General features: G+C 66.9%; 11 protein-coding genes. 6 read left to right on the forward strand and 5 right to left on the reverse strand.

All coding sequences use genetic code 11. From position 1 onward, the window contains the following. Positions 1–54 precede the first annotated feature (54 nt). Genes M2331_RS01495 through M2331_RS01505 form a run of 3 tightly spaced genes read left to right on the forward strand, consistent with a single transcriptional unit; the run spans position 55 to position 4355 of the window. On the forward strand, positions 55–1827 hold the full coding sequence (locus M2331_RS01495; protein WP_181558650.1) for an SLC13 family permease: 1773 nt from the start codon (positions 55–57) through the stop codon (positions 1825–1827). Between the two features lie 40 nt (positions 1828–1867). Further along, a complete protein-coding gene (locus M2331_RS01500; RefSeq protein WP_181558651.1) occupies positions 1868–3967 on the forward strand; it encodes a S9 family peptidase in 2100 nt (699 codons plus the stop codon). Further along, the gene (locus M2331_RS01505; protein WP_181558652.1) at positions 3960–4355 is read left to right on the forward strand and encodes an acyl-CoA thioesterase; all 396 of its coding nucleotides are present in this window, start codon (positions 3960–3962) and stop codon (positions 4353–4355) included. The genes M2331_RS01500 and M2331_RS01505 overlap by 8 nt, the downstream gene beginning before the upstream one ends. A gap of 15 nt (positions 4356–4370) precedes the next feature. On the opposite strand, the gene M2331_RS01510 is transcribed toward M2331_RS01505, so the two are convergent. Genes M2331_RS01510 through hemC form a run of 3 tightly spaced genes read right to left on the reverse strand, consistent with a single transcriptional unit; the run spans position 4371 to position 6927 of the window. After that, positions 4371–5291 (reverse strand): hypothetical protein, encoded by a 921-nt coding sequence (locus M2331_RS01510; RefSeq protein ID WP_181558653.1) that lies wholly within the window; start codon positions 5289–5291, stop codon positions 4371–4373. A gap of 17 nt (positions 5292–5308) precedes the next feature. Further along, complete coding sequence (locus M2331_RS01515) at positions 5309–5992, reverse strand: uroporphyrinogen-III synthase (protein WP_181558654.1); 684 nt, start codon at positions 5990–5992, stop codon at positions 5309–5311. After that, positions 5989–6927, reverse strand: a complete 939-nt coding sequence (hemC, locus tag M2331_RS01520) for a hydroxymethylbilane synthase (RefSeq protein ID WP_181561297.1) — start codon at positions 6925–6927, stop codon at positions 5989–5991. Before hemC ends, M2331_RS01515 begins: the two co-directional genes overlap by 4 nt. 52 nt (positions 6928–6979) lie before the next feature. On the opposite strand from hemC, the gene tsaD reads away from it, so the two are divergent. From tsaD to M2331_RS01535, 3 genes are all read left to right on the forward strand, one after another. Continuing rightward, complete coding sequence (gene tsaD, locus M2331_RS01525) at positions 6980–8017, forward strand: tRNA (adenosine(37)-N6)-threonylcarbamoyltransferase complex transferase subunit TsaD (RefSeq protein WP_181558655.1); 1038 nt, start codon at positions 6980–6982, stop codon at positions 8015–8017. Further along, complete coding sequence (locus tag M2331_RS01530) at positions 8014–9000, forward strand: NAD(P)H-dependent glycerol-3-phosphate dehydrogenase (protein WP_181558656.1); 987 nt, start codon at positions 8014–8016, stop codon at positions 8998–9000. Before tsaD ends, M2331_RS01530 begins: the two co-directional genes overlap by 4 nt. An 85-nt stretch (positions 9001–9085) precedes the next feature. Continuing rightward, a complete protein-coding gene (locus M2331_RS01535) occupies positions 9086–10612 on the forward strand; it encodes a lipopolysaccharide biosynthesis protein (protein WP_181558657.1) in 1527 nt (508 codons plus the stop codon). Positions 10613–10679: 67 nt separating this feature from the next. Here M2331_RS01535 and M2331_RS01540 read toward each other — a convergent pair whose 3' ends face one another. Beyond that, entirely contained in the window at positions 10680–11324 is a 645-nt protein-coding gene (locus tag M2331_RS01540; RefSeq protein ID WP_181558658.1) for a DUF4136 domain-containing protein, read from the reverse strand. A 139-nt stretch (positions 11325–11463) separates the two neighbouring features. Continuing rightward, positions 11464–12468: a tryptophan--tRNA ligase gene (gene trpS, locus M2331_RS01545; protein ID WP_181558659.1), complete on the reverse strand. Its 1005-nt coding sequence runs from the start codon at positions 12466–12468 to the stop codon at positions 11464–11466. Positions 12469–12554 lie beyond the last annotated feature (86 nt).

The raw sequence follows: 12554 nt of genomic DNA on the forward strand, positions 1-12554 counted from the left end.
CCATAGCCGACGGGGCTGCTCGACGCGGTCCGACAGGGGCGTTAGGGGAGGGTGATGTTTGAGTGGCTCTCCGCGATCATCGATGCCAACCGGGCCCTTGTCGGCCTTGTCATCCTTGTGGGACTTTTTGTGGCGTTCGTGCGGGAGCGCTATCCGGCGACGGTGATTGCCGTGCTGGGCGTCTGCGCCTTTCTGGTCACGGGCTTGCTGGACAGCGCATCGCTGCTGCGCGCCTTTGCCAACCCCGCGCCGATCACCATTGCCTCCATGTTCGTGCTCTCGGCCGCGTTGACCCGCACCGGCATTCTGGATGTGATCGGCAACTGGATCGTCGCCCGCGCCAAGGCGCATCCGATCCGCGCGATGATCGAGCTGGTCGTTGGTTTGCTGGCGGCGGCTGCGTTCATGAACAACACGCCGGTCGTGGTCATCATGATCCCCATCGTGTTGCGGCTGGCCTCGGCGATCAACGTTTCCGCCAAGAAGCTGCTCATTCCTTTGTCCTACATCTCCATGCTGGCCGGAACTCTGACGCTGGTGGGCACGTCGACCAATCTTCTGGTCGATGGCGTCGCGCGCGATCTGGGCGTCGCGCCATTCAGCGTTTTCGAGATCACCCCGGTGGGCATCATCGTTGCCGCCGCCGGCACGATCGCCCTTGCGGTGCTGGGGCGCTTTTTGCTCCCGGATGGTGACGGCGCCCCTTATCACAGCGACGCGGACCGGGTGTTCCTGAGCGAGATCAGGATCGTGCGGGATAGCGGCTTGATCGGCAAAAACCTCTCCGAGAGCGGTCTCCTCAAGCGGGTTCGACTGGTGAGCATCCAGCGAGGCAGCCAGCTGATCGAGGCCATGGACGAGCCCTTCATGGCGGGCGACCGCCTCGTGGTGCGCGCCAAGCTGGCCGATCTGATGACCCTGCGCACCAACAAGGACATCGAGCTTGGCATCGCGACGGTCGGCAACACCAAAGCCGACGCGCCGCTGGTGGTGGAGGCGATCATTTCACCCGGTCACCCGAGCATCGGTAACCGGATGGTCGAAATCCCGTTTCTCAACGTGCTGCCGGTGCGGCTGCTGGGGATTACCCGGCATCGCCATGACGCCGGGCCGACCCTGGCCGATAGCCGCGTGCGCGCTGCCGATACGGTGCTGGTCACCGGGTCAGAGGCGGCCATCAATGCGCTGCGCGAGAACCAGAACCTCATCGGGGTGGAAGAGACCGAGGGCGTGGCCTTCCGCCCGACCAAGGCGCCCATCGCGGTCGCCGCGCTGGCGGGCACCATCGTCTTTTCCGCCTTGGGTCTCGTCCCGATCATGGTCGCCGGGCTGATCGCCGTCGGCATCGTCCTCGCCGCGCGCTGCATCGATGGCGATGAAGCCTGGGGCTCGATCAATGGCGATGTGCTGGTGCTGATCTACGGCATGCTGTGCGTCGGCACGGCGCTCGATCAGGCGGGGAGCATTACCCTGCTGGTTAACGCCATGCGACCGTTGCTGGAGGGCGCCAGTCCCCTGGTGCTGCTGTTCATCGTCTATTTTGCGTCGAGTGCGCTGACCGAAGCCGTCAGCAACAATGCGGTGGCGGTGATCATGACGCCGATTGCCATCGGTCTGGCGACGACCCTCGGCACTGATCCGCGCCCCTTGCTGATCGCGGTGATGTTCGCGGCTTCGGCGAGTTTCGCGACGCCGATCAGCTATCAGACCAACACTATGGTCTATGCGGCCGGCAATTATCGCTTTGCGGATTTTCTGCGCATCGGCCTGCCGATGAACGTCGTGGTCGGGCTGACGACATGCCTCGCACTGGCGGCGCTCTATTGACGGCATTGAGCGCGGCGGTGCGAGCGCCTATCTGGCGGGGATGACCGATACGCTCCAGCCGCCCCGCGCGGCGCAACGCCCCCACCGCTCCGTCCACCACAATCGCACGCTGGACGACCCTTGGGCCTGGCTGCGCGATCCCGGCTATCCCGAGGTGACGGATCGCGACGTGCTCGACTATCTGACGGCCGAGAACACTTACTTCCAGGGGCATATGGCGGCGCGCAAGAGCCAGGTCGATGCGCTGTTCGCGGAGATGAAGGGCCGCATCAAGGAGGAGGACGGCTCCGTTCCGCAGAAGGATGGGGCTTATGTCTATTGGAGCACCTTCGAGGCGGGCGAGCAATATCGCCGCCACTGGCGCCGCAAGGTCGGCGCGGCGGAGGATGGATCCGCAGACGAGTTGATCGTCGATGAGCCCGCGCTGGCGGAGGGGAAGGATTATTTCCGGCTCGGCGGCGTGGCGATTTCCAATGACGACCGGCTGCTCGCCTATGCGATCGATGACAACGGGTCGGAGCGCTACACGGTGCGCATCCGCAATCTGGAAACCGGCGAGATGCTGCCGGACGTCATTCCGGACGTGCTCTCGGCGCTGGTCTGGACCCGCGATGATCGCGCGCTCGTCTATGCCCCGGCCAATGCTCAGTGGCGCACGGATCGCGCGATGCTGCACCGCCTGGGCACCGATGTGGCGCAGGACGTCATGCTGTATCACGAGGCGGACGAGGGATTCCGCGTCTCGGTTGGCCTCACCTGCGCGGAAAACTGGATCGTTATCGCCACCGGCGATCATGTGACGAGCGAGGTGCGGCTGGTGCCGGCCGGCGACCCGACTGCCGCGCCGATCCTCGTTTCCGCCCGCGTGCCCGAGCGCGAATATGATGTGGATGAGCATGAGGGCTGGCTCTACATCCGCGCCAACGACACCCACCCCAATTTCCGCCTGGCCCGCGCGCGCATCGAGACGCCGGACCAGTGGGAAGAGGTGCTGCCGGCCTCCGACGCATTTTACCTGACCGATTTCAGCCTGTTCAAGCGCTTCTACGTGACCGAAGGGCGCGAGAACGGCCTCGATCAGGTCGAGATCCGCGATTACGCCACCAACACGCCCAAGCGCCTCGATTTTCCCGAGGCAAGCTATGTCGCCGGCCTGGATGACAATCCCGAATATGACGTCGATACGCTGCGGCTGAGCTATGAATCGATGGTCACGCCCGAGACGATCTTCGACTATCGCCTGGCCGACGGACATCGCGAAACCCTCAAGGTGCGGGAGATTCCGTCCGGCTTCGATCCGGCGCTGTATGCCACGCAGCGCCTTACGATCACCGCGCGGGACGGCACGCCGATCCCCGTCTCCGTGCTGCACCGGCGCGATCATCCGCTCGATGGCTCGCGGCCGCTCTACCTTTATGGCTATGGCGCCTATGGCATCGCCATCGAGCCGGGCTTCGGCACCACGCGGCTCAGCCTCGTCGACCGCGGCTTCGCCTTCGCCATCGCGCATATTCGTGGCGGCGATGACCTTGGCCAGCAATGGTACAAGGACGGCAAGCTGGAGAAGCGGACCAACACGTTCAACGATTTCGTCGATGTGGCGAAGGGGCTGATCGCCCTTGGCTACACCTCGGCGGGCAAGATCGCCACGTCGGGCGGCTCGGCTGGCGGCGAACTCATGGGCGCCATCGTCAATTCCGATCCCGATGTGTGGGGCGCTGTGGTCGCGCACGTGCCGTTCGTCGATGTGCTCAACACAATGCTGGATGAGACGCTGCCGCTGACGCCGGGCGAGTGGCCGGAATGGGGCAACCCCATCGAGGATGCCGCCGCCTACGACCTGATCGCCAGTTATTCGCCCTACGACAATGTGAAGGCGCAGGCTTATCCGCCGATGCTGGTGACGGCGGGCCTCAACGATCCGCGCGTGACCTATTGGGAGCCGGCAAAATGGGTCGCGAAACTGCGCGAGCTCAAGACCGACGACAATGTGCTGCTACTCAAGACCAATATGGAAGCCGGCCATGGCGGCAAGTCCGGCCGCTGGGAATCGCTCCGGGAAACAGCAGAGGAATTTGCCTTCATTCTCTGGCAGCTTGGCATGGAAGAAGCCGGGCAGGGCGCGGGCAGCCATGGGTAAGGCATTCGAGCAGCACTTCACGGCCGGCCCCGATGACATCGACATCATGGGCCATGTGAACAATGCGGTCTGGGTGCGGTGGATGGAACAGCTTGCCACCGCCCATTGGGAATCGCTGGCCCCGCCCGACGCGCAGGCCCACTATGTGTGGGTCGTGACGCGGCATGAGATCGATTATCGCGGCAATGTGACCGAAGGCGAGACGGTGCTCGCGCGGACCTGGATCGAGGAGCCGCCGCGCGGCGCCCGGTTCGATCGGCTGATCGCCTTCACCGGTGTCGATGGCACGTCCAAGGTGAATGCGCGGACGACCTGGGCGATGATCGACAAGGAGACGGGCCGGCTGGCGCGGGTGCCCGCCGATCTCGCGACGATCTTTCTGGCTTAACGAACTACCGCGCGGTCAGGGCTGCGGAATTGCTTCAGTCTCGGTGGGCAACGGGGCGGGCGCCACGATGGGTGCGGCGCGCGGCTCCAGAATGGCGGCGGCTTCGATGACATCGAGCGCGCGCCGGGCTTCTTTGTAGCGGCGGGCTTGCTCCAGCCACAGCTCGGCCTCCGGCTGGGCCGGGAGCGCCGCGATTTCATCGATGGCGGCTTCCATCTGTCCGGATTCGGTGAACATCCGCGCGCGCGTGATGCGCTCGTCCAGCTCGGGGGAGGGATCTCCGGCGTGGCGGATCACGGCCAGACCCCGTAACTCCCGCATCGCCGCCGACCACCAGCCCTGATTCGGGTCGCCGCGCTGGGCGGTGCTGCGGACCTGCTCCAGCCCCTGGCGCAGCGTGGTGAGCGTCACCGGCTGCGCTGCGGCGTTAACGATGGTGGCGACGGCCTTGGGCTGCGCATCGCCGAACAGCAGGCGGAGCTGGCCCTCGATATAGCCGAGCGGCTGGCCGGCATCGAGCGCGCGCCGGGCGGCAAAGGCGATCATCATCGCCTCGGCCCGGTTGGCATGGCCAGAGGCCGCAATGGCGGCAAGCGAGATGCGGTTGAGGCGCTGCTCCAGCGTCAGCACGCGATCTTCGGGGCGTTCGGTGACGTCGGAGAGACCGCGCGACCGCGCAGCGTCCGGCGCCTGCCCATTCGCCCCGCTCTCGGCGCCGTTCTGGGCCGCATTCATATCGTCTGTGAGTGCCGCCGGATCGCTGCCGGGACCGAAGGACAGCCGATCCCAATTGGTCATGATCCAGGCCATCGCACCGAGGCCGAGCAGGAAGGCGATCAGCGAGCAGGCGACGATCAGCCGCAATCGGCTCCGGCGCGGCGGTTGCGCTCGGTCCGTCATCTCACCGACACCGTTTTCCGGTGCGTTGCCGTCCATCTGTTCTGCCCGATCCCTCAAGAGGCGCCTATACATAGCGAGGTTGCGAGGCGCAGCAAGGCGCTATCGTTCGGCTCCTGCGCGACGCTCACCCGGCGCCAGCCCGATCCGGTGGCGTCTGCAGCGGCCTGGCTGATCGCGATGAGGAAATGGTTGCGGCAGGCAGGCGGCATCAGCGCGTTGAGGCGGCGCCCGGCAGCGGGCGAATGCACGGCGATGACGGAGGGCGGCATGGTGACCAGCATCTTGGTGTAGCGCCGCATGTCCCGCGCCTCGGTGCGGTAGCAGAGATAGCGCGTGATATTGAGATCGAGCGGATCGAACGGACGCGTTTCTTCGCCGCAGATATGGAGGATGCGCCGGTGGCCGGCCGCGACGATCATGGGGACGGTGGACGCCGCATCGCCGCCGCCGATGATGACATTGGGGTGGCCAGCCTCGCGCACGGCGTCCGCGCTGGCCTCGCCCACCACATAAACCGGCCGGTCCGCGAAGCGGGCCAGCGCGTCACCGCCGTAGCGCGCGCCATTGGCGCTGGTGACGAGCAGGGCGTCGAACGGGCCTTGCGGGAGCGGTTCTTGATGGGCCGCAACCACCTCGAAGAGCGGCAATTGCACCACCTCAAGACCCAGCGCGGCAGCTTTGGCGGCGGATGCATCATTGCCCGGCTGTGGGCGTAGGATGAGATAGGGGCGGTTCACGGTGTGAACAGGCTCCGCAGGGTAGGGGAGGCGCCATCGAGCAATTGCGCGGCCAGCGCCGCGGCGCCTGCGGTGTCGCCTGTGGGCAACATGATCTCGCCGGAGACTTGCTCGCTGCCGTCCTCCAGCAGGATCTGCCCGCGCAGATGCACGCCCGCGCCGGCCAGCCGCGCCAGCGCGCCGATGGGCGAGTGACAGCTGCCGCCCAGCGCGAGCAGCAGCGCGCGTTCGGCCAGCACGCAGGTTTGCGTCGGCGCATCGCTGATCGCGGCGAGCAGGCGGCGCATGCGCTCGTCATCGGTGCGGCATTCGATGCCGACCGCACCCTGCGCGACGGCGGGCAGCATGACCTCGGCAGGGACAGTGGCGCCGACATCTTCCATGCCGAGCCGGTTGAGGCCCGCCGCTGCGAGCAGCGTCGCGTCAATTTCACCGGCTTCCACGCTGGCGAGGCGGCGCGCGACATTGCCGCGCAGCAGCGTCGTGCGCAGGTCTGGCCGGAGCGCCCGCAGCTGGGCGGCGCGGCGGGGCGAGGCGGTGCCGATGAGCGCGCCCTGCGGCAAGGCATCGATGCTCGGCGCGCCGATCAGCCGGTCCTCCACCGCAGCGCGCGGCAGCATGGCGGCGATGTGGATGCTCTCCGGGCGGATCGTTTCCACATCCTTCATCGAATGCACGGCGCAGTCGATCTCGCCCGCCAGCAGCGCACGGTCCAGTTCCTTGGTCCACAGCGCCTTGCCGCCCAGTTCGGCCAGCGCGCGGTCCTGAATGCGGTCGCCGCTGGTGGTGACGACGACGATCTCCAGCGCCTCACGGGGCAGGCCGTGGGCGAGCGCAAGCGCGGCCAGCGTCATTTCTGCCTGGGCCAGGGCAAGGGGGGAGCCGCGTGTGCCGAGGCGCAGCGGGGCGGTAGGCAAGGGAAACTGCTCGGACATGATGGCGAATGCCGATAGACCCTGCGCGCGCACGTCTCTAGAGGAAAGTGCCATGCCCATCATCCTTGGTCTTGAATCAAGCTGCGACGAAACGGCGGCTGCGCTGGTCGCCAGCGATCGCACAATCCTTGCCCACCGTCTCGCGGGGCAGGAAGCGGCGCACGGTCCCTATGGCGGTGTGGTGCCGGAAATCGCGGCGCGCGCGCATGTCGAGGCGCTGATTCCGCTGGTGGAAGCGGCGTTGGCCGATGCCAAGCTCAGCCTCGCCGATGTCGATGCCATTGCCGCAACGGCAGGGCCGGGGCTGATCGGCGGGGTGATGGTCGGCCTCGTCACCGGCAAGGCGCTGGCCCATGCGGCAGGCAAGCCGCTGATTGCCGTCAATCATCTGGAGGGCCACGCGCTCTCGCCGCGTCTGGCCGATCCATCGCTGGAATTCCCCTATCTGTTGCTGCTGGTCTCGGGCGGGCATTGCCAGTTGCTCGAAGTGCGCGGCGTTGGCGATTATCGCCGGCTTGCCACGACCATCGATGATGCCGCGGGCGAGGCATTCGACAAGACCGCCAAGCTGCTCGGCCTCGGCATCCCCGGCGGGCCGAAGGTGGAGGCGCTGGCGGCGCAAGGCGATCCGCGCGCGGTGCCGCTGCCGCGTCCGCTGGTGGGCAGCGGCGAGCCGCATTTCTCCTTCGCCGGCCTCAAGAGCGCGGTGATGCGCGCAGTCGAGAGCGCGCAGTGGGCGGATGCCGACATCGCGGCGAGCTTCCAGCAGGCGGTCATCGATTGTCTGGTCGACCGCACCAAGCGCGCTCTGGAAGCCATGACGGGCCGGCCGACGGCGCTGGTCGTCGCTGGCGGTGTGGCCGCCAATGCGGGCGTGCGCGGCGCACTGGAGGGGCTAGCCGCTCAGCGCGAATTGCGATTCGTCGCCCCGCCGCTCTGGCTGTGCACGGACAATGCCGCGATGATCGGCTGGGCGGGGGCGGAGCGGTTCGCGCTCGGCCTGGTGGACGATCTCGCCGTGGCGGCGCGCCCGCGCTGGCCGCTGGACCCGGGCGCCGAGACAGTGCGCGGCGCGGGGGTGAAGGCATGAACGCGGCAAGGCCCATCGGCGTGCTGGGCGGTGGCGCCTGGGGCACGGCGCTGGCGCAGGTGCTGGCGGAAGGGGGCAGCGACGTGCTGCTCTGGGCGCGCAATGGCGCGGTGGTGGAGGCGATCAACACGCGCCGCCAGAATGAGACCTATCTGCCCGGCCAGCCCCTCTCGCCGCGCATTCGGGCGACGCAGGCGCCGGGCGATCTCGCCGGCGCCGGGGCGTTTCTGGTGGTGACGCCCTCCCAATCAATGCGCGCCGTCCTCTCCCAGTTCGCGCCGCAGGGCCAGTCGCTGATTCTCTGCTCGAAAGGAATCGAGGCCGGGTCGCACTTGCTGATGCATGAAGTCGCCCGCGAGGTGATGCCCGGCTCGCCGGTGGCGGTGCTCTCCGGCCCGACCTTCGCGCATGAAGTCGCCGCCGGCCTGCCGACGGCTGTCACGCTCGCTGCTGAGGAAGAAGCGCTGGCGCGGCTGCTGGCCGATGTGATCGCGCGACCGACCTTCCGGCCCTATGTCTCCGACGACGTGGTCGGTGCCGAGATCGGCGGCGCGGTCAAGAATGTCCTCGCCATTGCCTGCGGCGTGGTCGAGGGCGCGGGACTGGGGCAGAATGCCCGTGCGGCCCTGATTGCGCGCGGTTTTGCCGAAATGACTCGCTTCGGTCTGGCCCGGGGCGGGCGGCCGGAGACGATGGCCGGCCTGTCGGGCCTGGGCGATCTGGTGCTGACCTGTTCTTCGACCCGGTCCCGCAATTATGCGCTGGGCTATGGGCTGGGGCAGGGGCAATCCCCCGATGCGCTGCTGGCCCATCGCCATACGGTGGCCGAGGGGGCCTCGACGGCACCGGTGCTGCACGAAGCGGCGCGCGCACAGGGCATCGACATGCCCGTGACCGAAGCCGTCTGTGCGCTTCTTTCCGGCGCGTCGCGCGTTGACGATGTGATCGCCGCGCTGCTGGCTCGGCCGTTACGCGCCGAATGAGGGACCAAGAGACTTTGCGCACATCGATCGCAACGCCTATGGCTGGCTGGCGCGGCGCAACGGCCCGCGCCGGGGAGCGCCTTGCATGACCATAGCGCGTGGGGAGGCCGAGCAGGCCGAACGCGATGACATCTCGGCGCTGGCGCGGGGCGGCAGGGCCAATGTGCTGGGCTTTGTGCTGCGGCTGGCGGCGCGCATTCCCTTCCTGTTCATTGCCGGACGGCTCTATGGCGCGGCGACGCTCGGGCGCTTCGCCTATGCCGTGCTGGTCATCGAATTTGCGGCCCAACTCGCCACCATGGGGCTCAAGCGCGGTCTGGCCGAGCAATTGGCGAAGGACAGCCGCCCACAGGCCCATGTCGTTGCCGATGCCATGTGGCTCTGCATCCTCGTCAGCGCTGTGGCGGCGGGCCTGCTCATCGTCTTTCCTGAGGCGATGTTCCCCAATAGCGGCCTCAATGGGCTGGACCGGCTGCTGCCGCTGATCGTCATCGCCATTGCGACGACCGAGGTGGCGCTGGCAGCCTGTGCCTATCAATACAACATCGCCGCGACCGTGCGGGCGCGGGCCATTGTGGAGCCGTGGACAATCAGCATCGCGGCGCTGGCGCTCTATTTCTACTCGCCGCGCGACGGGCTGATCCTGGCCTATGTCGCCTCAATGGCGGCCGCGATGCTGGCGGCGTTCTGGCCGCTGATGCGCCATTATGGCCTGCCGCGTGGCTGGCGGCCGCATCCGGGGCGGATCTGGCATCTGGCCGTGCGCAATCTGCCGCTGGCCGGCGCGGACGCGATCGAATGGGGCACGCGGCGTCTCGATCTCGCCATTCTGGGCCTGTTCGCGTCTCCCGCGATTGTCGGCATCTATTATGTCGCGCAGCAGGTTGCCTCCCTGCCGCAGAAGCTCAAGACCAGCTTCGAGCCAATTCTCGGTCCGGTCATCACCCGCAACATCGCGCTCGGCAATCATGAGGCGATTGGGCGCCAGGTGAGCCAGGTCGGCTTCTGGATCGTCGCGGCGCAGCTTGGGGTCGCCGTGGCGCTGGCGATGCCGGGCGAGGCGGTGATGGGGCTGGTCGGGCCGACCTTCGTCATCGGCGCGGCTGCACTTGGCGGCCTGCTGGCGGCGGAAGTGCTCGCGAGCCCGGCGGTGGTGAGCGAGGCGGCGCTGGTCTATCTGGCTCGCCTGCGTAACCTCTATCTCTCGCTCGCCACCGTGGGTCTGCAGGCGATGCTGACCGTCGGCCTGCTCATCATGGCGCGCCGTTATGAGTTGGCGGATGGTTATGTCGCCGCGATGCCGGCGGTGGCGCTGGCGATTGCCCTAGGCTGCGGCGCCATCGCCAAATCCCGGTTGCTCGGCGGGCTTTTGGGGATGCGCCTGCCGATCTGGCGGTCGAGCCTTGTGCTCTGCGGTGTCGTAGCCGGGCTTGTCGGGTTCGGCTTCACGCTGCTCCCGCGCCGGCTCGAATGGATCGAGCTGGTGGTTGGCCTGCCGCTCACGCTGGCTGTCTATTGCGTGCTGATGTGGAAGGTGGCGTTCGGCGAGGCCGACCGCACACTGTTCCGCAAGCAGAAGCTCGGTGCCAGCGGGGACGACACGCCCGCCTGACGAGCCCCAAGAAAAAGGCCGGCGCCCATTGGGAGGGCACCGGCCTGTTCGATAATCTGCCGAAAGCCTATTTCTTCGGTTCGGGCGCCACGGTCACGCGGACCTCTTCGCCATTCTGCCCCGGGAAGCCCGTGAACAGCGCGTCGATGAGGTTCGGCACCAGATAGGTCAGCTTGTTGCTGAGCGACTGGGCGCGGGCGGTGCCCTCGAACAGTGGCTCGCCGCCGACCCGGTTGATCCGCATGTGCAGATCGCTCTGGTAGACCATGTAGCTCTCGATATCCGTATAGCCCGGTCCCCACATGAAGGGATCGTTCCAGCCCATCACATAGCGGCCGCGCCAGCCACGGTAGTAGCCGGGATAATAGAAGGGATCGTAGAAGGGCGAGCGGGCAAAGCCGGTCGAGCGGACGCGCTGCGTGCCGCGATCCACCCCATAATCCAGCTCGACGACGAGCTGCGCGCTCGCCGGATCGGCCGCACGGGTATAGCCCTGATCGACCAGACGCTGGGCGACCAGATCCGCATAATGCTGGAATTCGAGGCTGCCGGCGAGATCCTGTTCGCCGGGCATGATGGTGAAGCTCTGGCCCTGCGCGGGCGGAAGCTGCTGGAAGCGGGCCACATCCGCCTTGAAGGGCGAGGCGCAGCCTGCGAGGCCAAGCGCAAGGAGCGAGGCCGCTGCAGTGACGAGGAGACGCTTGCTGTTCATAAGACGGTTCCGTTTCTCGGGCGAGTACACCCTCTAGGACGTAGTGTACGCCTTGATACCTTAGGTCAAATGAACTGGCGTTGAATGCGGTTCCTGCAATCGGTGTGTCGTGTGTCGAAACGGCGCAGCGGCCTTCGGCTCAGCGCATCAATCCCATCGCCTCATAGGCGCCGCGCAGGGTGGGCTCGGCTGCCTTTGCGGCCGCCGCCGCACCCTTTTCCAATATGGCATCGAGCGCGGCATGATCTTCCTGCAACGCAATGAACCGCTCCCGGATCGGCGCGAGGTGCGCCACGAGAAGATCGGCCAGCGCCGGCTTGAAGGCGCCGAAGCCCTGCCCGGCGAACTGTGCGCACACCGCATCGGGCGTGGTGCCCGAAAGGGTGGCGTAGATGCCGACCAGATTGAGCGCCTCGGCCCGCCCGGTCAGACCAGCCGCCTCGGCGGGCAGCGGCTCGGCATCCGTCTTGGCCTTGCGCACCTTCTGCACGATGGTGTCGCTGTCGTCCGTCAGGTTGATCCGGCTCATGTCGCTGGGGTCGGATTTGGACATCTTGGCCGTGCCATCGCGCAGGCTCATGATCCGCGCTGTCTCCTTGGGGATGATCGGATCGGGCAGGGTGAACAGCTCCACGCCGAAATCGGTGTTGAACTTGACCGCAATGTCGCGGGTCAGCTCCAGATGCTGCTTCTGGTCCTCGCCTACGGGCACATGGGTGGCCTGATACAGCAGCACGTCGGCGGCCTGCAGAACCGGGTAGACGAACAGGCCGACACTGGCGCCCTCGCGATTCTTGCCGGCCTTGTCCTTGAACTGGGTCATGCGGTTCAGCCAGCCGATCCGCGCCGTGCCGTTCAGCAACCAGCACAGCTCGGCATGAGCCGGCACCCGCGCCTGATTGAACAGCACCGAGCGATCCGGGTCGATGCCGCACGCGACCAGCGCAGCCGCCATGTCCCGCACATTGGAAAGACGCTGCTCGCGCGTCTCGTGGACGGTGATCGAGTGCATGTCCGCGAGGAAGAAGAAGCAGTGGGATTCCGAATCCATCTCATCCTGCATCCGCACCCAGTTGCGGATCGCGCCCAGATAATTGCCCAGATGGAGATTACCGGTCGGCTGGATGCCGGAGAGCACGCGCATGAGGAAAGTCCTGCTTTATAAGAAGAGCCCCGCTCTGTCGTCCGTGAGGCGTGGCGTCAAGCCGGGCGAACAATCGGGAGGGGGCG

Origin of the sequence: Sphingobium sp. B10D7B (genome assembly GCF_025961955.1) — a bacterium.
Classification (GTDB): domain Bacteria; phylum Pseudomonadota; class Alphaproteobacteria; order Sphingomonadales; family Sphingomonadaceae; genus Sphingobium.